The organism is Aeromonas sp. YN13HZO-058 (assembly GCF_001921245.1).
Classification (GTDB): Bacteria; Pseudomonadota; Gammaproteobacteria; order Enterobacterales; family Aeromonadaceae; genus Aeromonas; species Aeromonas allosaccharophila.
This window is the reverse complement of sequence record NZ_MQSY01000028.1, coordinates 87,786-112,237: the sequence shown is the minus strand read 5'-3', so window position 1 is coordinate 112,237 and position 24,452 is coordinate 87,786. Positions and strand designations below refer to the sequence as shown.

General features: G+C 52.9%; 21 protein-coding genes. 2 read left to right on the top strand and 19 right to left on the bottom strand.

The genetic code is table 11. From position 1 onward, the window contains the following. Positions 1-20 precede the first annotated feature (20 nt). Together tet(E) and BSP75_RS22150 are read left to right on the top strand one after the other, a co-directional pair. Positions 21-1,238, top strand: coding sequence for a tetracycline efflux MFS transporter Tet(E) (tet(E), locus tag BSP75_RS06775; RefSeq protein WP_011899270.1), 1,218 nt, complete (start codon positions 21-23; stop codon positions 1,236-1,238). A gap of 817 nt (positions 1,239-2,055) precedes the next feature. After that, positions 2,056-2,526, top strand: coding sequence for an antitoxin Xre/MbcA/ParS toxin-binding domain-containing protein (locus BSP75_RS22150; protein WP_011899271.1), 471 nt, complete (start codon positions 2,056-2,058; stop codon positions 2,524-2,526). Positions 2,527-2,659: 133 nt separating this feature from the next. On the opposite strand, the gene BSP75_RS06765 is transcribed toward BSP75_RS22150, so the two are convergent. From BSP75_RS06765 to BSP75_RS06675, 19 genes are all read right to left on the bottom strand, one after another. Next, positions 2,660-3,016: a hypothetical protein gene (locus tag BSP75_RS06765; RefSeq protein WP_011899272.1), complete on the bottom strand. Its 357-nt coding sequence runs from the start codon at positions 3,014-3,016 to the stop codon at positions 2,660-2,662. Between the two features lie 168 nt (positions 3,017-3,184). Continuing rightward, positions 3,185-3,484: a hypothetical protein gene (locus tag BSP75_RS06760; RefSeq protein ID WP_011899273.1), complete on the bottom strand. Its 300-nt coding sequence runs from the start codon at positions 3,482-3,484 to the stop codon at positions 3,185-3,187. 54 nt (positions 3,485-3,538) lie between these two features. After that, positions 3,539-5,143 (bottom strand): TnsD family transposase, encoded by a 1,605-nt coding sequence (locus BSP75_RS06755; protein ID WP_223945899.1) that lies wholly within the window; start codon positions 5,141-5,143, stop codon positions 3,539-3,541. A gap of 15 nt (positions 5,144-5,158) precedes the next feature. After that, positions 5,159-6,118, bottom strand: coding sequence for a TniQ family protein (locus tag BSP75_RS06750; RefSeq protein ID WP_042657575.1), 960 nt, complete (start codon positions 6,116-6,118; stop codon positions 5,159-5,161). Beyond that, entirely contained in the window at positions 6,115-7,554 is a 1,440-nt protein-coding gene (locus BSP75_RS06745) for an AAA family ATPase (RefSeq protein ID WP_011899277.1), read from the bottom strand. The genes BSP75_RS06750 and BSP75_RS06745 overlap by 4 nt, the downstream gene beginning before the upstream one ends. 2 nt (positions 7,555-7,556) lie before the next feature. Beyond that, positions 7,557-9,740, bottom strand: a complete 2,184-nt coding sequence (locus BSP75_RS06740) for a hypothetical protein (protein WP_011899278.1) — start codon at positions 9,738-9,740, stop codon at positions 7,557-7,559. Continuing rightward, positions 9,730-10,602: a TnsA endonuclease N-terminal domain-containing protein gene (locus BSP75_RS06735; protein ID WP_011899279.1), complete on the bottom strand. Its 873-nt coding sequence runs from the start codon at positions 10,600-10,602 to the stop codon at positions 9,730-9,732. The genes BSP75_RS06740 and BSP75_RS06735 overlap by 11 nt, the downstream gene beginning before the upstream one ends. A 442-nt stretch (positions 10,603-11,044) precedes the next feature. Continuing rightward, complete coding sequence (locus tag BSP75_RS06730) at positions 11,045-11,356, bottom strand: M48 family metallopeptidase (RefSeq protein ID WP_011899280.1); 312 nt, start codon at positions 11,354-11,356, stop codon at positions 11,045-11,047. A 76-nt stretch (positions 11,357-11,432) separates the two neighbouring features. Continuing rightward, positions 11,433-11,705, bottom strand: coding sequence for a DUF5334 family protein (locus BSP75_RS06725; RefSeq protein ID WP_042657574.1), 273 nt, complete (start codon positions 11,703-11,705; stop codon positions 11,433-11,435). Positions 11,706-11,746: 41 nt separating this feature from the next. Next, positions 11,747-12,325: a His-Xaa-Ser repeat protein HxsA gene (hxsA, locus tag BSP75_RS06720; protein WP_011899282.1), complete on the bottom strand. Its 579-nt coding sequence runs from the start codon at positions 12,323-12,325 to the stop codon at positions 11,747-11,749. Then, a complete protein-coding gene (gene hxsC, locus BSP75_RS06715; protein WP_011899283.1) occupies positions 12,322-13,527 on the bottom strand; it encodes a His-Xaa-Ser system radical SAM maturase HxsC in 1,206 nt (401 codons plus the stop codon). The genes hxsA and hxsC overlap by 4 nt, the downstream gene beginning before the upstream one ends. A 3-nt stretch (positions 13,528-13,530) precedes the next feature. Beyond that, entirely contained in the window at positions 13,531-14,985 is a 1,455-nt protein-coding gene (gene hxsB / locus BSP75_RS06710; RefSeq protein WP_011899284.1) for a His-Xaa-Ser system radical SAM maturase HxsB, read from the bottom strand. After that, positions 14,975-15,265: a His-Xaa-Ser system protein HxsD gene (hxsD, locus tag BSP75_RS06705; protein ID WP_157868080.1), complete on the bottom strand. Its 291-nt coding sequence runs from the start codon at positions 15,263-15,265 to the stop codon at positions 14,975-14,977. Before hxsD ends, hxsB begins: the two co-directional genes overlap by 11 nt. 538 nt (positions 15,266-15,803) lie before the next feature. Then, positions 15,804-18,680 carry an aminomethyl-transferring glycine dehydrogenase gene (gene gcvP, locus BSP75_RS06700; RefSeq protein WP_075112668.1) on the bottom strand — a complete coding sequence of 959 codons (2,877 nt, stop codon included), beginning with the start codon at positions 18,678-18,680 and terminating at the stop codon, positions 15,804-15,806. Positions 18,681-18,950: 270 nt separating this feature from the next. Further along, a complete protein-coding gene (gene gcvH, locus BSP75_RS06695) occupies positions 18,951-19,340 on the bottom strand; it encodes a glycine cleavage system protein GcvH (RefSeq protein ID WP_075112667.1) in 390 nt (129 codons plus the stop codon). 84 nt (positions 19,341-19,424) lie between these two features. Then, positions 19,425-20,522, bottom strand: a complete 1,098-nt coding sequence (gene gcvT, locus BSP75_RS06690) for a glycine cleavage system aminomethyltransferase GcvT (RefSeq protein ID WP_075112666.1) — start codon at positions 20,520-20,522, stop codon at positions 19,425-19,427. A 417-nt stretch (positions 20,523-20,939) separates the two neighbouring features. After that, complete coding sequence (locus BSP75_RS06685) at positions 20,940-22,208, bottom strand: FAD-dependent 2-octaprenylphenol hydroxylase (RefSeq protein WP_075112665.1); 1,269 nt, start codon at positions 22,206-22,208, stop codon at positions 20,940-20,942. 123 nt (positions 22,209-22,331) lie between these two features. Beyond that, positions 22,332-23,555 (bottom strand): 2-octaprenyl-6-methoxyphenyl hydroxylase, encoded by a 1,224-nt coding sequence (ubiH, locus tag BSP75_RS06680; protein WP_075112664.1) that lies wholly within the window; start codon positions 23,553-23,555, stop codon positions 22,332-22,334. Between the two features lie 177 nt (positions 23,556-23,732). Further along, positions 23,733-24,302, bottom strand: a complete 570-nt coding sequence (locus tag BSP75_RS06675; protein ID WP_005333908.1) for a UPF0149 family protein — start codon at positions 24,300-24,302, stop codon at positions 23,733-23,735. Positions 24,303-24,452 lie beyond the last annotated feature (150 nt).

The following is a 24,452-nucleotide window of genomic DNA, read 5'->3' as shown; positions in this document are numbered from 1 at the left end:
ACCGATAGAGAGCGTTAACTATGAACCGCACTGTGATGATGGCACTGGTCATCATTTTTTTAGATGCCATAGGGATTGGCATAATTATGCCTGTCTTACCGGCGTTATTACGGGAGTTTGTTGGAAAGGCTAATGTTGCGGAGAACTACGGTGTTTTATTGGCGCTGTATGCAATGATGCAAGTGATTTTTGCCCCTCTTCTCGGCCGCTGGTCAGATCGCATAGGTCGTCGCCCTGTATTATTACTTTCACTTTTAGGTGCAACACTGGACTACGCATTAATGGCAACAGCCAGCGTAGTGTGGGTGTTGTATCTGGGACGCTTAATTGCTGGTATTACCGGTGCGACTGGAGCTGTTGCAGCCTCAACAATTGCCGATGTCACACCTGAGGAATCCAGGACACATTGGTTTGGTATGATGGGTGCCTGTTTTGGTGGCGGTATGATTGCTGGACCAGTCATTGGTGGTTTTGCAGGTCAACTTTCGGTACAGGCACCGTTTATGTTCGCTGCTGCCATTAACGGGCTGGCATTTCTGGTCTCCCTATTCATTTTACATGAGACCCATAATGCTAATCAGGTTAGTGACGAGATAAAGAATGAAACAATCAATGAAACCACATCCTCCATACGCGAGATGATCTCCCCATTATCGGGATTGCTAGTTGTCTTTTTCATCATTCAATTGATTGGCCAAATCCCTGCAACATTATGGGTTTTATTCGGAGAAGAGCGCTTCGCATGGGATGGCGTAATGGTCGGTGTTTCATTGGCTGTGTTTGGGCTTACACACGCTCTGTTTCAAGGACTTGCTGCTGGTTTTATCGCTAAACATTTGGGAGAACAGAGAGCTATCGTGGTTGGCATCTTGGCTGATGGCTGTGGCCTACTTTTATTGGCAGTCATTACGCAAAGCTGGATGGTTTGGCCAGTTGTGCTGTTACTCGCTTGTGGTGGCATAACTCTTCCCGCTTTGCAGGGAATTATATCTGTTCGTGTCGGTCAGGTAGCACAGGGACAATTGCAAGGGTTGCTGACCAGTTTGACACACCTCACGGGTGTAATCGGTCCACTTATTTTTGCATTTTTGTATAGTGCAACCCACGAATCTTGGAATGGTTGGGTGTGGATAGTTGGATGCGGATTGTATGTAGTTGCACTGACTATACTGAGGTTTTTCTATCCCGGCAGGGCAGTCCACCCGAAAAATCAGAGCAATTCACAGCCATTTCTTTAAATGGTAATGGTAACTGAATGCCCCCAATTCCTAGACGTGAAACCGACCGTTGCACAGCATCAGAAATTGTGAATGTAACACATTGGACTACTACGAGAACCTACAATGCAAGCCATATTATTTGAGTAGTATTAACGCTACTCCATAACGACTGTCGCCATACTGAAAGTATGGTAAACAGAATAAAGAACTGTCCTCCACAATTGCAAGCCACCATGCCAATCTGTCAGCGCATAATGCCCATTATGTTTAATTGCAGTGTTTGCTTAGCAAAATGGTCACTTCGCAGCCAAATAGTAAATTAGCGCCAGTTTTACACCCTCAGCCGAAGCTAGTCTGGGCCTGATTAGCGTGAAAGTTTATGACAAATCGCTGGTGAGTTTGACTCAGCGAGGAGGCCACTCTGATTTACTCCAAGAAAAGCCATCAAGCGGGTATTTTGATCGGTTTAACTCAATGACCCACCCGCTACCGGCAGACGCGAACGCCAGTTGATAGCCCTGCTCGGGCGAGATGCCAGACGGCAAAGCGGAGACTGAGCGAAAGCTTTCGTCATCAGATGACACCTCTCACCGGTTGACACACGCCTGCGTTGCCGATGCCAGAACCTAATCGGCTCAAAAAGGCCTAGATAATGAGCCGATTAACGTCACTAATCGGCTCATCGCCAAATCAGGTCCTGATTCGTCACAAAAGCGCCAACGCTTTCGTCGACGGCCAACGAAGTGCGCCAAACTAGGTGAGATCCCAATGAACTCTTGAGTGATGGATTACATTGGGCCCGACAACGTTCACGACCATCATCAACAGAGCCCATATGGAGACAACTGGCTACATGAATCGTGCTAACCACGCTCTCACCGCTAGCAGTTCATCTGTGACCGATGTTCTTGCATCCCTCGATATGCCTCGCAATAGGCTGGCGGCTCATCAGCACATTGTTGCCGGAGTCTCCCCTGAGGTCGTCATCAAGTTGGTTGCCCTGCTAGGGTCGGACACTCGTACTGTTTGTGCGATGATCGGCATTCACCGTGATGAGTTGAGTCGCCAAATCAGGCGGGGAGTTCACCTATCTCCCGCTCAGGGAGATCGCCTCTACTGGGTTGTACTAGCGCTGGAGGCTGTCATATCCCTGTACAACGGCGATATTACCAAGTCATTACGATGGCTCACTCGACCAGCCTGGGGATTTGGGGGTGAAAGGCCCGCTGAGGTGCTCACCTCACCGATGGGCGCTCAGGCGGTTATCGACCTTGCAGGAGGAATTGAACACGGCGTCCCTTATTGATTCACCCGTACATGTCATCGTTTATACCAGAACGACCCCTTTCAACCGCTTGCAGCGTGTCGAATCGCCCGCTTAAGCCCAAACGAATCCATTAACATGAATGGCCAGTATTTCCGAAGCTATTTTGACGCAATCAAAACTCAAGGTGACGAAGCTCTTCGTAGTCAAACTGCCCATCCCTGAGGAGATGAATGATGACCTCGCCTTGATCTAGTTCAAGCGCATTTAACATGTTCTCAAGGACCCCGCAGGTATAAAAAGTCATGCCATTTTCCCCATCAAATGGCAGCCAGTAATCATTACCAGATGACTGTTTCCATACTAGAAAGTCACCCTGTCTTGCTATCGTTGATAGGGTTCCAGTTCCGCTGGAAAGTCGCCATCTGTCATCTTGTCGCCAAGATGCAAATATTTTGAATACGCCAACTCGCTCCTCCTTTTCATCTGGTGGGATACGCAATACCACCCACCCCTCTGGTGTAACTTTCATACCACGGCTCCTTTCATAGCGCAGGATAAATTAGGTTCTTGGACAACCTGCTGTGACGGGCAGAATGCAATTATTCCCATGCAACACGAGAGTATCTGTTGTCTGATTGCCGTTGGGCGCAGGCTGGCACGCTCCTGCGTGAGCCGACGGGTCTCAATCGCTTCATCGTTAGATAAGCTCCTGATTTCCTTCAACTCGCCCAAAGTGGTCCGGATCGGCGGGTTGATAGTCTTCCGCGAACAGGTTTTGCAACCGATGAGCCTGCCTCAGGTTTGCCAACGCTTCGAAAAAACAGGTTTCGCAAAGATGCACCTGATATTGCGCACCATCGTGCTGCGAACCATACCCCCAGCGCGCTGCCAGCGTGCCGAACTCCTGCGTACCAATGGTGGTTGTCGTGCTACTGCCACAGACATCGCAGAGAATATCGACGACCTGCGTGGTGGGGACGATGGCTTCGACTTTCATGGCAATACTCCTCGTGTTGACCCCTGACAGCCGTGCCTATATCGACGGCAACCATCAGGGTTTGGCATGCTGGGCTGCGTAAGCAGCGACAAGTCGCACAGCCAGCGCATAGCTGAGCGGTAATCTAGCTTTGTATTTCCTGAGCCAATCCGGTTTGCCAAGCGCACGCTCCAGGGCTGACAATGATCTTGCCTGTGCGGCCAGCTGCCCAAGTCGTGCAGCCAGTTCCAGATCCCGTTGTGCCCAATCCACGCTGGGATGGTGAACAGCCCGTTTGGGAGCGGGCAACTGCTGATACAGCCAGACGCGATCATGCTGATAGAGCCAGCTGAATGCCGTTCGGCACGCCTGCTCGATGACACCGCGACTGGCATGGACATGCTGTGCCAGATATGTCGTCAATGTATCGCGGTGCTCACGCAGCTTGCGCACTCTGCCCAAATGCCGCCGCCAATCAGACAACCCCTGATGGCTCTGAATGATGGCTTCGACCGCACCGACTGAGACGCCATGGCAATGGGCGATCTGCTGTCGGCTTACCCCCATGAACGCCTGCCGCCATATCCCCTGCGCCACTGCCGCAGTGATGCGCTGGATTCGGTGTTCGACGGGGTGGTTGTGTCGCAACGCGAGTTGCTTGATATAACCGACACTGTAACCGGTGTGGCGGGCGATCTGGCGCATGGAGAGCGGCTCTGCCAACCACCTTAGCACTGCTCGCTCGGCGGCTTGCGCGTCACGCGCTGGCGGCACAGGCAACACCTGCTGCGCCTCGATGGAGAAGAACTCCGCTGGGCTGCGACTCACAAACGCCATCAGCATCACATGTTTCAGGTAGTGGTGACTGCGGTCACCGTGCACCAGCCCCGAGACGTATCGATAGTTGGCCAGTCCCGGCGGCACTATCGGCGTTATATCGGCAAACAACCCCTGCCAGAACTCCGTCATGGCCTGCAACAGGGCCTGGCTGCGCAGATGGCCTCGGGCCGTCAGATAGCCCTGTTGCCCGAGCCATCGCTGGTACAGCTCCGCTAGCGACTCCGTTGGTGACTGGACGCACAGATGCCGATGCAGAGCGGTGATATATGCAGAGAGATAGATTTCATGTGCGGATGGTCGTGATGGTTCACAGGGTATCGCGGGATCCGGCAGGAACAATCGGCGGTCGATGCCGCCTGCACCGGCCACCAGGGTATGCAGACGCAGCTGGTGCGTTTCACAGGCGGTGACCCCGTACAGTTGGTGCGCCGTATGCCAGTAGCCGCAACCCACGACCTGTTCATCCCCCCGCAGGCAGGCGGGACACCATTTAAGGCAGACACCGCCAAAATGTAGTTTGCTGGCGGCCTGCCCTGACAGGGCGATGATCCCCCTCCCCTCACCCAGCATGGCGGCCGCTAGGGCGTGGACTTGGGATTGCTCGTCCAGCGCGAAGGCATAGAGCGGGAAGCCCGTGCCATAGTGCAGCAGGTATTGCGGATCCACTCCAGCAGCCTGGGCAGTAACCTCAATATGGCCTGGCAATACCGGATGCAACCGAATGGCAGGACGATGGAACAATCGTTCACAGAAGCGGTTTCGGTCACTGTAGGCAGAATGTACGAAACACTGGCTAACCCAGCTGTAGGCTGATTCGCCAGGAATATAGGTTGGGCTCACTGAGGTCAACACCGCTCACCCCTCAGATCCCAGGAGCCCTACCAGATCGATACCTGCATGCTGCAATAGCAGAAGGTGGGCCAGAGGATGCAACGGATCTCGGGCTGACTGCTCATGATAGCCCCGTGCATTACGCAGTTGGGGGGGTAACTGCCAGCCCTGACCGATCCGTCCAGAGTTGATGAAATACGCAGCCAATGTCTGGGGATCGCTCTGCGCATCCATCTGCTTGAACCACATATTGATCGCTTTAATACTCTTGACCGTGCGCATCGCCTCGCCCGATATCCCCATCGAATCACTCACCAACTGGGTCAGCGAGCGTAGGGTAAGTGCGCTGGCGGAATGGGCCAATACCAGCGACGCTAACTCGATCTCGCGCATCGGCTCGGTAAAATGACCATCATATCCCCCCACCCAGTGGCCGCACTGTGAGCAGAGGTTATCGTAGGGAGGGATGGGTTGTTCCGACAACAGCGTGGCGGTAAAACCACAGCCTGCGCAGCACCCGGACAAGCCGAGTTGATGTCGATGACAATGAAACACCCCTGGCAACTGATGATCCCGGTGGTAATACGGCATGCCATGGATCTCGTGATCTTCTGCGATACAGCCTGCGCACCAGCGCCAGTGTCGGTGCTGTATATTATGTTGGCCGGTCACCCTCAGCCGGAGCGGCGTATGACCCGCCAACGCTGCCACCACGCTCCCTTGCTCGTGCGGAGTCAGGAAGGGGGCTAAATAATTGCCGACAGAGTGATCCTGCCACGCACGTTGAACGTCTCGTGCCCGAAACTGGGTATCGAGGGTAGGATCGTCGGGGTGACATAAACGGTGAGGGCGGATTTGTGGGCTGCTCAGCCCCAACGCCCGGGCCGTTGCTGTAAACGTTCCGTGCGTGCTCAACACATGCATCCGGCCTACCACCGCCCCCAGATGTTCGCCCGGTAGCAACTCCAATCGATGCAGGATCATTTCGGCTTACCTGTATCCAGGTGATACCCAAGCTGGCCTAACAATAATTCCGGCGATAACTGTTCCAATGTTTTCTGTTGTTTTACATCTATTTTCTGCGACTTATTGCTGAGCTTAACATCACCTTGCAGCAGATGAGTTCCAGACTGTGGTTGCACCTGCTGAGCGACCTCATGACCACTCGCCACCGATTCCAGTATGAGCATCGGTGAGAGATCCTCAAATTGGTAATAGGCACCATTACGCAATGCGGTCAGCGCAGGATTGAGTATTCTAAAATCGCGATTAAAGCAGCGATCCAATGCAGCTATCGAGAGATCTTGATCTTGAGGTTTCAAATGGGTCAGATACGAAAGCGTGACCCGCACTAGGCTAGTCGCAATAGCTGGAATACCTGCGCTTAAATAATGAATGTGCTGGCGCAACACGTCTTCCGAGGTTGTCTGGTTTTTCAGCAATCTAGTCTGGCAGATCAGGCGAATAAAGCGGTGCCAAAATGAGCTTTCGAGGTCACAACTCACCAATTGCATAGAACCATTTTTGGTCGCTCGGCGAGTGAGCGTCATCTCGCTTTCAAATAATTTCATCGTGGCCAGCGTCCCGACAAACATCAGTGGTATACCAACTCGATTGAATAATTCCTCCAGAAATTTCATGGTGGTTTTTTCGTTGTTGCTGATCACCTCACTCTTGGCCGACTTGGCCAGATTCTGTGCTTCGTCGAGGATCAACAAACCAACCCCATGGCTGATAAACGCCTTTTGCACCACCGAAATCAATTCATTGACAGATCTACCTCGATGCGCATGACTGTAATCCTCGCCAGTGACTGCATCCAGCGATTCCAACAAGTTCAGTAGTAATGCCTTTTGGCCACGGCGATCATGTACCTCGATATACAGATAGGTCACCTGTATTCTGTTAATAACAAACTCGTTGCCATGGTGATCCGTATAATCACCATGCTCTATCGTCTGTGGGATCTGCCTGCAAATCTGCTTTACCATCGTGGACTTTCCACGTCCACTCAGTCCCAGCAGTAACAGGCTGTATTGAACCGACAACTCCAGTTCCAATACATGTGCAGCCTTCCACGGTTCAGCCTTATCACGATCAATCGCAGCTAATATCCGACGTACATCAGCCCCAACTGGGTTGCGTCGAACATACCCGGCCTCGATCATCCGTCGCATCTGGTCGTATAAACGGTACGCCTCATCTGGAGATGTATAAACCGCCGCCAGTTGGTCAATGGCAGTACGGATAAAATATGAATGTAGCGATTCATCTACCCCGCTAAGATCTAATTCATAGTGAAAAGGAATCTCACAGTTCGCATAAAACTGTGCCGAAGAGAGTGGCATACCTAACCCCTCAATATAGGGATTACCACGATAACTCACATTGGGGTGTGCAAAATATTTCGGTTCCGCCATGGTTACTTTTCCTGAACTGTGAATATTGTTGGATCAGTGAGATCTTGCTGGCCTATCGCCGATAATGGTCGAGGATTTGTATCTAGCTGAGCGACAGGAACCAATTCGGCAACAATGGACTGCCCCTCCCGATGTCGTTGCATGGCAGCATCTATCATTTTGCGATCTTTCATGCCGCCTTGAATGCTTTTGGCATTGCTTTTTATATGCCGCCTGATACTGGCCTGTATTTGTTTATCCTGTTTATCGAACTTTTGTACAAGTGCGACTCGCTCACTGAACTCGCGCTCCTTCATATTTGCGAGACGTTCCTTAGTGATTTCCTGCTGTCGCATGACATTCTCCCAATTATGATTTTTATAGGCCTCACTCCGGTCATTAATATCCAACTGGATAACATCGCCCAATACCGCATCTTTAAGCCATATATAATTGGTGGTGACATCTGAGTAGCGAATTTTAATCTTAAACCTACCAAGATTCCTGGCTTTATCCAGATAGTTCCTACGAACAATTTCATTGCAACTATAGTACAAGCCTCTAAAATAAATGCCCTGTGACATAACCGTTGCCTCAGCCTCGGGCAATAATGCAAAACGCAGCTTATCTGCGGACACTCTGGAACCTATGACAGCTTGCTTTAGCCCCCAATTCCAGACATCACGAGGAGTAAAACCAACACCATCTCGTGACATTTCAAAGTTTTGAGAATTAATACTAGCGCGATTATTATTCAAAAAGAGAATAGTATTTATCAAGCGGTTCATAAAGTCGCTGTAACTATACAATGGTTTACGAGACGGATGTTGGTCCTCTTTTTTCGGCACTTTCATCACTTTTCCTGCATGAGGTGGTATTGCCATTTCTTGCAGTAAATGGAAGCTTTTTTCGACCGTGCCTTTCATATCGCCACGGTGGAGTGCATTTAAATTTGCGGCCTTGATGCCGATTTGGCCTTGCAATATTGCAGTAATATTGTTATCCGAATTTTCAGATCCCCGATCCATCGTTAACTCACGACATACTTCTTGGCAGGGCCATTCAGACTCCTTTATATCAACGCCATACTCCCGACAGAAATCAATTTTATTACTCATGGCATTAAAAAGAGCCTGACTGGCACCATGCCAGCAGGGATTGCCAAATCCCACATGAATTCCAACAATCATGGTACTATACGTATCAACAACCAAATATATTGTAGGTCGTCCAATACTCACTAATTCATCTTGTGAATATTCATCACGAATATAAATGTCGGCAATGGTACTATCTATTTCATACCGATAAGTTGGTCCGCGCAGCCCTTTTTTAGCCACACCAGGTTTAGCCGCATGATCTCGCGCATAATTAATGCTACCAACTCGCTTTTTGATAAATGTTAGTTTATCGATACATTTCATTAATTGTCGTTTGAATGAACGGGGAGAAATCAAGTGATCTTTTGGAAGTAATACTTTCACTGATTCTGATACTTCACCATCTCCAACACTTTTTGGACTCAATTCGACAGATGCATAGGTCATACAATAGTCTAAATATAATTTAGAGAGAACGACTTCCTCTCCAGAGCGAATCGACTTTGAGAATAAATCAATGTTTTTAATGTCCTGCTGGGTAATACCTCGATAAGGATTGCCGTAATTAGTTTCACGTCCTCTTTTTGAGGCCAGACAGATTTTCCCATCGTCCAACTTAATAGTTTTAGTTGGTAGTTGATGATTCAAACCACACTCGTAATATCGTGGCAATAGTGAATTTTTCATCCCTCCACATTTGAAATAGCGATTCAAACAACTGCTTACATATTTTTTACTACGACCTGACTGAATTATGAGTTGTTTCAATATGCCGTTTGATTCACCATATAGATAACGATGTTTAAGATCTGGATCTACTATCAGTGGTTTGATAGTAGCAAGACATTGATCTCTTTTATCAATCCATCTAGGATCAAAAGCTGAATCTGGTTGATAGAATATCTCTGGAAAATCATGATCTGCAATAGAAACCCTAGCAGAATTTATATCAGACTCGACATGTTCCAAAGAAATAAAAAATGGGCGCTTAGGTGAGTCAGTCAACAAATCTGATACAGCTATTAACCTGTTATCCAGACAGATATCAACAATAAGCAACTCGGATTTATTTTTTGTGTTAGATACAATTTTTTGGTTAATTCTCATGAGACCCTCGCAATGCGGGAAGAGGGTGGTATAACTCAATACGCTGTGTCAAATCCATATCAATACGACCGGTATATACTGCATGTTGGAATAAGCAAACAGCATGCCTCTCATCAATGTTCATCTCTTGAGCGACCAGCAAGGCTAACATCCTAAGTGTGGATAAGGGTGCCATAATCATGTGATTTTTAAATTTTAAAACTACATGATCATAAAGATCTGCTGAAACTTGGAGAAGATTTTTTGAATCAAAACACTCCCGCAAGAACTCTACATTGTAGATAAATGTAGCATCAAAATCTTTCTCAGTTACCATCACAAAATCGATATTTTCAGCACGCCAATATTCAAGGGCAATTTTCTCTTTTGCTCGTGTTCGATTAACGACTCGAGGATTGGTGATGGCAGGATCCAGAGCATCGGAATATTTATAGCTGTACGCTGTCAATCGCGCGTTGCCACTATCGGATTGCCTCAACACTAAAAAATCCTGAGTCATGGTTTTGGCTGGAATACGACCACCATGATTGCCCCTCTCTTTGTAATTACCTGGATGGACAATGTTCAGAGAGGCAGCAATTTCTAGAGTTTTATGCAGGGGCAGCGGGTACTGCTCCAGAATATCGATAACCGTTGGGTCATGTTCGAAGTAAAAAAATGGGCGTCGCTCACCACGGCTGAGCAGATGATGCTCACGTTTGGTCTTGTGACTATACACAATCTGACCCTGCCCATGGGTATGGGACTGTCGCACTGTGACCCAGGGCCGATACCCCCAAGCCTGGATGTCTCGGTTGTATCGCTCCGTTTTGGCGATTTCCGCATCTGTGATAATTGGCTGCTTAACCATCTTTTGTTTCATGACCGCTCCTATCTGACTTGCATACAACCTAGTCAGCAGGCAGGGGATCGTCAACAACAAGAATGAACGTAAGATGTTGTTTTATCTTATTTATTTTTATAAATATTAACTGATGATGCTGCTGTGGTGAAAACTCCACACGTATTGAATTTTTATATTTCCCCTTTAAAAACAAAAACTTACCTATATGCGCATAAATACACACAACAGTGCATATTTATTTTTATAAATAATAAGTACAAGTTTTTTATTCCAATTTAGATATAAGAGGACAACTGATATAGAGCATGATTCTGAGGCTATCGATTGTTCTGCACAGAAAAAATGGCCTTTTCGGCCATGAGAGGGATCCTTTGAGGATCAGTAGAAGGCATCAGTACCAAAGAAACAGCCCGGCAAGGGTAACCTGCCGGGCTGTGGGAGTGACTGACGATCAGATAACTCACGCCAACAATCGAGCCGCCATCCCATCCAATCGCTCTTTTGTCTTTTCCCAGCCTGGCATCACTTGGCTCATCAGCCGAAACGACTCGCTGTGGTTGTGCTCGGCAATGTAGCAGAGCTCGTGCAGGATGACGTAATCGATACACTCGCGAGACGCTTTGACGAGGTGTGGGTTAAGCGTGATCCGGCCATGGGGGGAACAGCGCCCCCACAGGGGGATGATGCGAATAAGCCACCAAACACAATGCCATGCCTTTATAACAAGTTGAATTTTAAGGACTAAAAATTTCAATTTTATTGTAGAGGACACTTATTCGCACCCTCCTTAGCTGGTCAGGGCACGGTGCTCAACCGATTAGAGGTATTACCCAAGTGAAACTGCGAAGTCATTCCATTTCAAATGTCCGATATTCACCTGATTCATGATCATATACTTCTACCTCTGCACCACTACCACTAGACTCTACGCTCTCAACATCCGCTGAACGATACTCTCCATAATCATGGTCATAATATTCAATTTCCTCCCCAGCTCTTACTAAATTACCGCTTTCAATCTCAATGTCACTCCCAGAATCATTGTCAACACCTTCCCATGCATAAATATTAGAAGACATTATTGCAGCAAAGAAAGCTAGAGTGATTGTTATTTTTTTCATCTGTAATCCTTTTTAAATTAAGTTAAGAATGCCCGGATGACTCACTGAATTTGAATACCCAAACTTGTGAGTAAGGAGGTCGTCAGTGTTCCCGTACTACTTAACCTGTTATCACTCTGATAGCGTTTTATCTGGGCGCGGGTTTTCGGGCCAATCTTGCCATCGATAATACCTACATCATAGCCTTTGGTGAACAGTGCTAATTGCACCCGCATGACCAGATCCATCATGGCGCTATCATTGGCTGTCAGCCGTCTGGCTGGTGAAGTGACTTCGAGAGGGGCCTGCAAGCTTTGGTTAAGGCTGTTTACACTGCTGCCATATGCTCGCGAAGGCACAGCGACAGGGGCCGAATAGGTCGAGGTGCCGTAGCCTGAGTAGTGAGAACGATGACTGGAGTGCGAGCGATGTGAACTGTGCGAGCGATGTGAACGGTGGCCTGCATAGAGGTTGTTCACATCCATGTTCAACGAGGCTTCCATGTTGGGCAAGTTGTCTAAGTTCAACTGATTGAAGGCGTCATCGGAGAGATGCGCTTCGCTAGCCGTGACCCCATGCCCACTTAGCACACCCAGACCCAGTACACCCCAACGCTGCAACGTGGACATTAGTTTTTTCATAACAAATTTATTACTCCAATATAAGAGTCATCATCAACACTACATAATGATTTAGTTAAAACACCCGACTTGTGATCAAGGTTCGACGCAAAGAAGCCACAGCAGACTGCCTTCGAAGCACAATCGTCACAACCTTGCGGGAATCCATTTTTCCAGTCGGAAATACTTTGCGCGGCAAAATCGCGCAAACTCAGCGGCAAGTGACAATGCGGAATATTGTAAAGGCAGTACTGCACATTATTCATTTTCAGGGTATTCATGGCAGAGCTTAACGCGGGCAAATGCTCAGCAATGGGAGAGTACACCGTAGCGTAATTTTGCTTGGCAAAGCCCGTAAATTCGATCCCCATAAGGGCAACAAAAGAGACAAACGATAAATTTCTGACAATAAACTCACACAGCGCTTCGATATTTCTGAGTACATCTTTCGTCAAGACGATCCGCAGTTCGATGGACTGTTCAATCGTTTTTAGGTGATAGAGGCCGTTGATGGTCTGATTGAATGCCCCGCGAGACTGCACATGGTAATCGTGATCGCGGGCCATTGCCCCATACAATGGGACACCCCATAGCACCCGCTCATGCCCAATCTGCTGAATCTCATCGATCAGCTCCCTATTACTCAGGTTTTTTCCATTGGTCAAAATATGAAGCTGGGTTTGCGGCAATTTCTGGTGGCAATGGGTCAGAATTTTCAAAAAATCCGCCCCTAACGTCGTCGGTTCACCGCCGCTGATCCCCAAAGTGCGCGGCTCATCGTCCAACAAATCAATGATGTCCAGTGCATCATTCACCCGCCACGCGTCATCCACATTTTTCGGCGGCTGCGAGCACATGATGCAGAAGTTATCGCACCGCTCTGTCAAGAACAGTGAGTTGGAGTCACTGCGCTGCTTGTAGGCGATATACACGGCATCCGTTAACGTCACAATGATGTCGCCATCGTCAAGGCGCTCACCTTCCTCGGTGACGTGAATGATTTGACCGTCAAAAAGCGGGGTTGCATGGTCATAAATGACAATAGCCCCCCACTTGATGGAAAGCAGGGCTTCGCCTCTATATTGCCCGTCGGGGTAGATCAGGCATAACTCGTCCGGTGATCTTCCTGTGGCGATGTAGCTATCAACTGTCGTTACCCGCAACGGGCGGCGAGTTGTAGAGGGATAATGAATGACCGCTCTTAATTTCAGTTTGAAGCTCATCGCTCACTTACCCCTTGTGACCCATGAAGTGAATACATCCTTGTTCTCTTCAAGGAGGCTGAACAAGTGGCGATACAACGGTTTCTGCTTATTGCAGAAGTCATTCTTAGCCCTGTGTCCACCCAAGTCGCCAGTACGGGAATAGTTCTGGATGGGGTTGGCACCACAGTAGGGTAAATAGGCGCAATAGGCGCAAGCCGGAAGGGATTCGGCCACCCCGCTCATCAATATCTCACCCATCACATCCGACGAAATCAGCTCCACATAGGGCGCCTCTACTGAGCCCAAACAGAATTTGTTATCGCCCATGTCATAGAGCATTCGGGCTTCATCGGACGGGTATACATAGCTGTTGTAGTGATAGACCAGCACCCCGGTGCCATCGCCACAGGGCGAGCGCAGATCCACATAGCCCACCGCACGTCCGGTCAGCATGTTGTTCAGTGCCAAGGACGCCGTGACTTCATCTAGGTAGTAGCCTGCTTTATTGATATCGATGATGTATTGCAGGCTCTTTTGATAAAACGCGAAATACTCGGCAGAGGTATAGCTGACCTTGCTTTCCCTTTTGACGGCAAAGCCATACATGTTGAGCGGCCGCAAGAATATCGAATGGAAGCCATGCTTCACATACTCATCTACGATCTCCTGGTGAAAAGGTAGACTGTCTTTGGTGATGGTGGTCATGGCGGCGATGGCCTCATCGCCAATGGCCTCTCTCACCTTTCGAATACCCGCAAGGGTACTTTGATAGCTATTACCACATGAGGATGGCCGATTTTTGTTGTGTAGCGCTTCTGGGCCATCCAGCGACGTTGAGATCTGAATACTGTGGAGCTTGATAAAATCCAGCATCTCATCGGTAATGTATTGCAGGCTAGTGGCAATGACAAACACGAGGCTCTTGCCATGCACACTGTTTTTTTCGTGAGCGTAGTCCACGATAAATTTAATTAAATCGAAGGCGAGCAAAGGCTCACCTCCCTGAAACTCAATGGTGATGCGCTGGTTGGGTGATTCGAACACCCGATCTACCGCATTTCTGGCCGTCTCTTGTGACATGTCGTGCTGTGACGATGTCACTGATTTGCGGCTCGCCTGACAATACTCGCAAGAATTTCCACAACGCAATGTGATCACAAAGATATGCAGTCCCGGCCCGCCACTGAGGAAAGATTTGCGCTGCCTGTATTTGGCTGATAAACAGCGCAGTGCATACGAATCCTCAGAACCTGCCAAGAAACTCTTTCGTTTTAACTCTTGATATAACTCAGTGTCAGTTGGCAGTTCGCCAGCCACCAATTCTTGCAATTCTCGATCCTGAATAAATGAAAATTCACCAACTGCATTGACGATGAGTACTTCATCTTGACTCAAGCGTTCAAAGTTAAAAGGAAACAGTGTATAGTCTTTATCTTTGTCAGCAAAATAGGCTTTATTCTTAAATTTATTTCGCATCAACCGGTTCGCTCCATGCTTCACGCAGCGCAGCACACACCAACGCCTCTTTCACTACCTTCGTTTTTTCCTCAATCACTACCCGCAACTCGTGGTCAATCAGCGCATTTTTAAATTCAGCCTCAAAGTCGCTGGCTATCGGAGTGGTATCCAATGCCGCAACAGTAATGAAATACATTCCACTTTTCATTTGAATTTCGAAATTAAAATTACCTGCAAACCCGTAACAAGTTCGCAATATGGCATCTTTACTGAAAAAAGGGTCGATAATTACGATCATGATTACACTCAGGAAATACATATGAGGAAAACAAAGAACTCTTCAACTATACCAAAAATGAGGTATCGAAGTGAATTTTCAAGTTAGGATTTTTTAGATTATCTAAGCTATGCTTGCGTTAGCTCAATGTTTAGGTGCAATGCCCACGACGGAACATCGCATACTTAGTGTTGTGAATGGCTGATGTTGTTACCATTATGTGTTGGTGAGTTGCTTTACCCCTTCATGTGCCTATCGTTGGCCCTCCTTCGGTACCCAGATTATCCTTTGGCACCATGCCGGTGCTTAGCCCGATAGGGAAATTTGAGTAATAACGCAAACTTTTGTATAAAGTATACCGCGCCCTTGATATATGAATGCTACTGATCTACTAACGACGGTCTAATAAATTCTTAATTTGTAATTTAATTACGTTTTATCAAACCAAGCATAAAAAAGGCCCTGCTATTGCAGGGCCTTTTAGTTTCCAACTTAAATGGTCGGTTTCCAACTTCAATGTCACGGTATCCAACTTAAATGGTCGTGATCAGCAGGCCACTTACTTGGCGTAATCCTCAGTCGGGATGCAGGCACAGAACAGGTTGCGATCGCCGTAAACGTCGTCGATGCGGTTGACCGATGGCCACAACTTGCTGGCGCGCACCGCCTCGGACGGGAAGACCGCCTCGGCGCGGCTGTAGCCACGAGCCCACTGCTCGTCCATCACGTCATCCTGGGTATGGGGCGCGTTGACCAGCGGGTTGTCGGTGAGGCTCCACTGCCCGTCCTGCACCTTGGCAATCTCGGCGCGGATGGCGGTCATCGCTTCGACGAAGCGGTCCAGCTCGCGCTTGGATTCGGATTCCGTCGGCTCGACCATCAGGGTGCCCGCTACCGGGAAGCTCATGGTCGGCGCGTGGAAGCCGTAGTCCATCAGCCGCTTGGCCACGTCCATCTCGCTGATGCCGGACGCCTCTTTGAGCGGGCGGATATCCAGGATGCACTCGTGGGCCACCCGACCGTTGCGCCCGGAGTAGAGCACCGGAAAGGAGTCACCCAGCTTCTTGGCCAGATAGTTGGCGTTGAGGATGGCCACCTGAGTGGATTTCTTCAGCCCCTCATCACCCAGCATGGCGATATACATCCAGCTGATGGGCAGGATGCTGGCCGAGCCGAACGGTGCCGCCGACACTGCGCCGTTGTCACGGCTCTCCTTGTCGGTCTTGACCACGGCGTGACCGGCCACGAACGGGGCCAGATGTTTCTTCACGCCGATGGGGCCCATACCCGGGCCGCCACCGCCGTGAGGAATGGCGAAGGTCTTGTGCAGGTTGAGGTGAGAGACATCCGCCCCGATAAAGCCTGGCGCCGTCAACCCGACTTGCGCGTTCATATTGGCGCCGTCGAGGTAGACCTGACCACCGTGCTGGTGAACGATGTCGCACACCTCCTTGATGGTCTCCTCATACACACCGTGGGTGGAGGGGTAGGTCACCATCAGACAGCTAAGCTTCTCCCCCGCCTCGGCGGCCTTGGCGCGCAGGTCGTCGAGATCCACGTTGCCGGACTTGTCACAGGCGGTGACGATCACCTTGAGCCCCGCCATCTGGGCAGAGGCCGGGTTGGTGCCGTGGGCAGAGGCTGGGATCAGGCAGATGTCGCGATGCCCTTCACCACGAGACTCGTGATATTTCTTGATGGCGAGCAGACCCGCGTATTCGCCCTGCGCACCTGAGTTGGGCTGCATGCAGACCGCATCATAACCGGTCACTTTCACCAGCCAGTTTTCGAGGTCGGCGAGCAGCAGTTGGTAGCCCTTGGCCTGCGCCAGCGGAGCGAACGGGTGCAGCTTGCCAAACTCGGGCCAGGTCACCGGGATCATCTCGGCGGTGGCGTTGAGCTTCATGGTGCAGGAGCCGAGCGAAATCATGGCGTAGTTGAGCGCCAGATCCTTGGCTTCGAGACGGCGGATGTAGCGCAACATCTCGGTTTCTGAGTGGTACTTGTTGAACACCTCGTGGGTCAGCACGGCATCGGTGCGCAGCAGATCCTGCGGGATGGCGTGATGGGCCTGGGCCGCCTTGTCGAGCGCTTCCACGTCCAGGCCGTGTCCCTTGCCGAGGAAGAGATCAAACAGCTCGGCCACGTCGCCACGAGTGGTGGTTTCAGAGAGCGACACGCCCACTGCACCATCGAGATCCGCACGCAGGTTGATGCCGAGCTCCTCGGCCTTGGCGATCAGCGCGGCCTTGTCGGCAGTCTGCACGGTCAGGGTATCGAACCAGCTGGCATGCTTGAGGGCCACGCCCTTGGCCTTGAGGCCGAGCGCCAGAATGGTGGTGAGACGGTGCACGCGGGAGGCGATGGTTTTCAGCCCTACCGGGCCGTGGTAGACGGCGTAGAAGCTCGCCATGTTGGCCAGCAGCACCTGAGCGGTACAGATGTTGGAGTTGGCCTTCTCACGGCGGATGTGCTGCTCGCGGGTCTGCATCGCCATGCGCAGTGCGGCCTTGCCGCGGGCATCCTTGGAGACACCGATGATGCGGCCCGGCATGGAGCGCTTGTAGGCATCGCGAGTGGCGAAGAAGGCAGCGTGGGGGCCACCGTAACCCATGGGCACGCCAAAGCGCTGGGCCGAGCCCAGCACCACGTCGGCCCCCAGCTCACCCGGGGATTTGAGCAGCAGCAGAGAGAGCAGATCGGCGCTGACGCAGGCCAGCCCTTTCTGGGCCTGTACCGCGGCGATGAGGGCGCGCAGATCTTTCACCTCCCCCGTGGTGGTGGGGTACTGGAACAGAGCACCGAACACCTCTTCACTCACCGCCTCGCTCGCGGCGCCGACCGCCACGTCGAAACCGAAATGAACCGCACGCTCCTTGACCACGTCGATCACCTGCGGGTGCACGTCATCGGCCACGAAGAAGAGGTTGGATTTCGACTTGGCCATCCGTTTGGCCAGCGCCATCGCTTCGGCAGCGGCGGTCGCTTCATCCAGCAGGGAGGCACTGGCCAGATCCATGCCGGTGAGATCCAGCGTCAGCTGCTGGAAGTTGAGCAGGGCTTCGAGACGGCCCTGCGCCAGCTCTGGCTGATAGGGGGTGTAGGCGGTATACCAGCCCGGGTTTTCCAGCACGTTGCGCAAAATGACGTGGGGCACATGGGTATCGTGATAACCCATGCCGATATAGCTCTTGGCAATCTTGTTCTGGGCGGCATAGCCCCTGAGCTTGGCCAGCGCCTCCACTTCGGTCATACCGGCACCGATCCCCAGCGGGCCCGGCAGGCGAATGGCGGCGGGCACGGTCTGGGCAATCAAATCGTCCAGACTCTCGGCCCCGACGGTCGCCAGCAGCTGGCGCAGCTCTTCCTCGCCCGGGCCGATATGGCGGCGGACAAAATCGGTTTTTTGCTCGAGTTCAAACAGTGACTGGGTCATTTCCCTATTTCCTGGTAAATAAGTCCTGGCATGACATCCTGATAACCAAGACCTCATGTTCCTGATGGTCGGCTGATACCGACGCCACTCATGTTCGCTATGCCGCAGCCAAGAGAGCACGGCACTGGATGCTCGCTGGCACCCCGGGGATCACCCTGTAAACCGCGCTGGCTAAACCACAACACGCCGGATACGAGTGACTTCACCCTGCTGTCGACTCCGTCGGCAGCCATACAAAAGGCCCCGCACGTTGGTGCAGGGCCGGGGGCATTACTCTTCGTCCACCACGTTCTGGTAGCCTTCGGCATCCAGCAGGTTGGCCAGCTCGCTCTCGTCATCGAGCTTGATGCGGAACAGCCAGCCAGCGCCGTAGGGGTCGGAGTTGACCAGCTCGGGGCTCCCTTCCAGCTCTTCGTTGACGGCAATGACCTCGCCGCTCACCGGGCTGTAGATGTCGGAGGCCGCCTTGACCGACTCGGCCACGGCGCAGTCGTCACCGGCACTGACCTGCTTGCCCACTTCCGGCAGCTCGACAAACACCATGTCACCCAGCAGCTCCTGGGCGTGCTCGGTGATACCGACCACGGCCTCGCCGTTGGCTTCAACACGGATCCACTCGTGGGAAGTGGCATATTTCAGTTCGCTCGGGATATGGCTCATTTGTGCTTCCTTTGATCTTTGAGTCGCGTTTAAAAACGAATATGAAAAGGGATGGGGGAGGCACAGCCCTCCCCCAAGACGGTATTAAACCAGCTTCTGGCCGTTACGGACGAAAGCGGGCTTGGTGACCTTCACGGTGACCAGCTTTTTGCGGATCTCCACCTCGGCTAGCTCACCGATATCACGGGGCACCCGCGCCAGGGCAATACTGTAGCCCAGGGTGGGGGAGAAAGAGCCGGAGGTGATCACACCTTCCCGCTTCTCACCGTTTGCCGCAGTGAAGGTGACCGGCATACCGGCACGCAGCACCCCTTTCTCTTCCATCACCAGACCCACCAGCTTGGGCTGGTTGCCCGCCGCTTTCTGCGCTTCCAGCACGTCGCGGCCGATGAAGTGGCGATCGCTCGGCTCCCAGGCGATGGTCCAGGCCATGTTTGCAGCGAGCGGAGAGATTGACTCGTCCATGTCCTGACCGTAGAGGTTCATCCCCGCTTCGAGGCGCAGGGTATCGCGGGCACCGAGGCCACAGGGGGCTACGCCGTTATCCAGCAGCGCTTGCCACAGCTCGCAGGCTTTCTCTTGCGGCACGACTATCTCGTAGCCATCCTCGCCGGTGTAGCCGGTGGTGGCGATAAAGAGATCGCCAGCCTGCACACCGAAGAAGGGTTTCATCCCCACCACGGCGGTGCGCTGGGCGGCGCTCAGCACGGCAGCAGCCTTGACCTTGGCGTTGGGGCCCTGCACCGCGATCATCGCCAGCTCCGGACGCTCGGTCACGGTCACATCGAAATCGATGGCGTGATGGCGGATCCAGGCCAGATCCTTCTCGCGGGTAGCGGAGTTGACCACCAGCCGGTAGAAGGTATCGGTGAGGTAATAGGTAATGAGGTCATCGATCACGCCGCCTTCCGGATTGAGCATGCCGCTGTAGAGGGCCTTGCCGGGGGCAGTGAGTTTGGCCACGTCGTTGGCCAGCAGGTGTTGCAGAAAGGCTTTGACCCGTTCGCCGGTCAAATCGACGATGGTCATGTGGGAAACATCGAACATACCGGCATCGCTGCGCACCGCGTGGTGCTCTTCCAGCTGGGAGCCGTAGTTGATGGGCATTTCCCAACCGTGGAAGTCCACCATTTTGGCGCCGGCTTCCAGGTGTTTGGGATGCAGTACAGTAGTCTGGATCATCGCATTCTTTCCTTAGCAAAAAGCCTTTTCGCTTTGGCGACCACCCTTGCGACCCGCGCCACCGCTCTGACTGCACTGTGCGCAGCAAATAGCGACCGGATCCAAAAAGTGTGTGCTCGCTCCTGCCCTTGCCAGGCAAGAGGGATTCCTTGAACGGAGCGGATTATATGACAAGCAGGCGAGCGTGCCGCTCAAAAAAAACTAATCCCCTCCCGTAAAACTGACTCCAGACACTAAGATAAATGCAGTGATAAAAACAGCCATAAGCCGACTCAGGCGAGATTAAATTTTGATTTTTACCGTTTCGTCACAATTTGCAGAAAAACGTTTCGCTCCAGAGCAAAATTAAAGGCTGACACCCAAAACGGGTCATCAGCCTTGTCGGATTACTTTTGTTGCCAAAAACAGCGGGTAATATTAGTTTTTTTCACCCTTGGTCTGCATGGCACTGCCCTTGGTCGCCGCCACAGCCCAGTCAGGACGGGCCAGTGCAGGCAACTCGCCCTCCACCCCCATGGCGGCGCGGATCACCCCCTCCTTGAAGGGCGTCAACAGATTGGCCGCCCGCAATCCCACGCCCCGCACCAGCTTCTTGAGCGGGTTGGCGCCGCTGAACAGCCGCTTGAGCCCCTCCATCGCCGCCAGCATGCGTGCCGCTTCGCTCTTGCGCCAGCGCTCGTAGCTGCGCAGGTTGGCGAGCAGGCCGATATCCTCGCCCGCGGCATGATTTTGCAAGATCTGCTCCGCCAGCGCGGCAGCATCCAGCAGGCCGAGGTTGACCCCCTGCCCCGCCAGCGGGTGGATGGTGTGGGCAGCATCCCCCACCAGCACCAGCCGTTCACGGGCAAAATCGCGGGCATAGCGGGCGGTGAGCGGAATGGCGCTGCGCGGCCCTTCCACCTTGCACAGACCGAGCCGTGCATCAAAGGCGGCGGTAAGCTGGCGATTGAACTGCTCGTCATCGCAGGCACAGAGCGCCTCGGCGCGGGCCGCAGGCAGCGACCAGACGATGGAGCAGAGGTTCTCCTGCCACAGCGGCAAAAAGGCGAGCGGGCCATCCGGGGTGAAGATCTGGCGTGCCACCGCCTCGTGGGGTTCGGCGCAGCGCACCGTCGCCACCAATGCGTGGTGGCCATAATCCCAGCTGGTGAGCGGGATATCAGCCTGACGGCGTACCCAGGAGTGGGCGCCATCGGCAGCCACCACCAGTTTGGCCGAGATGGCCTGACCATCTTCAAGGAGCAGCAGGGCGCCCGCCGGGCCGCTCTGCAGGCTCTTGGCTCTGGCGGGGGTCAGCAACTGGATATTGCTGGCACCTTCAATCGCCTCAAGCAATGCCAGCTGGATCACCCTATTCTCGACGATATGGCCGAGGTTGGCCTGACGCAGGCTGGCGGCATCGAAGTCGATATGGCCGAAACTGTCCTGCTCCCACACCGCCATCTTGTCGTAGGCCTGCAGGCGGCGCGCTTCAATACCCTCCCAGGCGCCAACATGGCGCAGGATCTGCTGGCTGGCCAAGCTCAGGGCGCTGACCCGGTTGTCAGCCACCTCCCCCAGCTGCGGGTCGGGCAATTGCCCCTCCACCACCAGCACCTTGAGGGCGCTATGTTTCAGGGCCGCAGTGAGCCCCAGCCCCACCATGCCGCCACCGACAATCACCACATCCACATTTTGCATCTGCATCATCTCATCCTTTCTGGGCTGACCGGCGGGCCAGCGAGGGGATGCACGCGGGCATCGCCTCTTCAATTCAATAGGTTTTGCTCAACGAATGGCGGTCAACAGGTTCCACTCAATAAGTGCTGGCTAGTTGCCGCACACATCAGCGACAAAGCCCAGGGTGCGCGAGGCAAGCGGCGCCTTGAGGCACGGGAATCGCCCCATCAAGGTGAGCGCCAGATTGCGCCCTGCCACCAGCGGGTCGTGACCATTGGAGAAGAGCTGGGCCAGCGAGGAGGTAAGCCAGACGGTCTGCGCCTGATCGCGCTGGCGCTGCTGCCAGTAGCCGCTCAGCACCTTGAAGCTGCCGATATCCTCCCCCCCTGCCAACGCCTTGGCTACGGCGTCGGTAAGCAGGTCGAGATCCCGCATCCCGAGGTTGAAGCCCTGCCCGGCGATGGGGTGCAGGGCGTGGGCGGCATTGCCCACCAGCACGGTACGCTGGGCTAGCGGGTAGTCGCAGGCGGTCAGGATCAGCGGATAGACATTACGCACGCCGCATCGCTCGAAGCGGCCGAGCCGCCAGCCAAAGGCCTGCTGCAGACGAGCGAGAAACGCCGCCTCATCTAGCGCCATCAGCTCATCGACCTCATGCTGCCCGACGCTCCATACCAGCGAGGAGAGCCCCTCCTGCATCGGCAACAGGGCCAGCGGCCCCCCTTCGGTAAAGCGCTCGAAGGCGCGCCCCTCAGGATCTTGCGCCGTTTTGACGGTGGCGATGATGGCGTGCTGCTCAAAGTCGTGGCGGGTCACCGGCAACTTGAAGTGCTGCCGCACAAAGGAGTTGCCCCCGTCAGCCGCCACCAGCAAGCGGGTCTCAATCTGTTCACCACCCTCGAGGGTGAGGGTCACCTTCTCCTCATCCGGTTCTATCTCGCGCACCCGGGCCGGACAACAGACCCGAATATTGGTGGTGGCAGCCATCGCCTGTTGCAGCTCGCGACCGGCAGCAGCAAGCTCAATCACCTGACCCAGCGCAGGCAGACCGTATTCGGCGGCCGACAGTCGAGCCTGACCGCAGTGGCCCCGATCCGAGACATGAATATGGGTAATGGGAGCGCAATGGGGAGCAAACAGGGGCCAAAGTCCGCGCCGCAACAGCGCATCACAGGTACCGGCCGAGAGCGCAATGGCACGGGCGTCAAATCCTGTATGGGTATGCTGTTCGGGGACGCTCGCTTCCAACAGCAGGATCTCGAGGGGGGAGCCATCGGATCGAAGCAGGGCCGCCAGCGAGAGCGCCAGCACGGCACCGCTCATTCCACCGCCGACCAGGGTGACATCGACCTGTCGCATATCAGATTGAGACATAAGCAGAGAGGAAGAAGTGAAAAAGGTGGCCTCATGCTATCACAAAGCCGCTGGCCGAATGCGAGGTCAGCGGCAAAAAACCGGTTGCGCCTCACAGGGTTAGCCACCACAAGGGAATAAAAAAGAGCGCCATCAGGCGCTCTTGCAGATTCAATAAGGGGCCCGTTGACCCGCACCTCAATGAAGGGTCGGCGGCGCGCTCGGGGTATCGGGGCGCTTGCCAAACTCTTCGAAGGCCATCATGACCCCCAGTTTGACGTGTTCGTAGAGTACCAGGAAGGAGGCTTCATTCTCGTCATCTTCCTGATCGAACTCGGCAGAGACCTGAGTGATGCTGGCGATATCCTGGATCATCTCCTGCAGCTCTTCCGATGCGCGGGAGAGCTCCTGCTGTACCACGCCGAAACCGGCCAGAAATGCCTGTGACCAGTCCACCAGCGAATCGATGCGCTCGTCGAGGGGAGCATCATCGCTTGGCAGCAGCAGCTCGACGCCCTTCTGGGCCATCAGGCTCTCGACCACATTGTGATAAAGATCGGTCATCACCTGGCGCACCGGGGCCGGCAGGCCGAAACCGTCGTTCACCAGATCGTTGAAATGGGGCAGCCAGCTCTTGTCGTCCAGTGCCACGCCACCGCACACCAGACCGCAGATCACACCATGGGCCTCTACTGCGCTGGCCATCAGCTCATGCTGTTCCATGATGTCGGCCACTGCCGCATATTTAAGGGGGTTCGTTTTGCTCATCGAGGATCCGCTCAAAGTTCAGTCAAATTTGCAGAATTAATGGTCAGGATCCTAGCATTCTCCCTCTTCCAGAGCCAGCAAGGCCTTGAAACTTATGCATCTGCGCTATATAGTCCCGCCCAGTTGTCCACGTGGATAAAGGCGGAAATC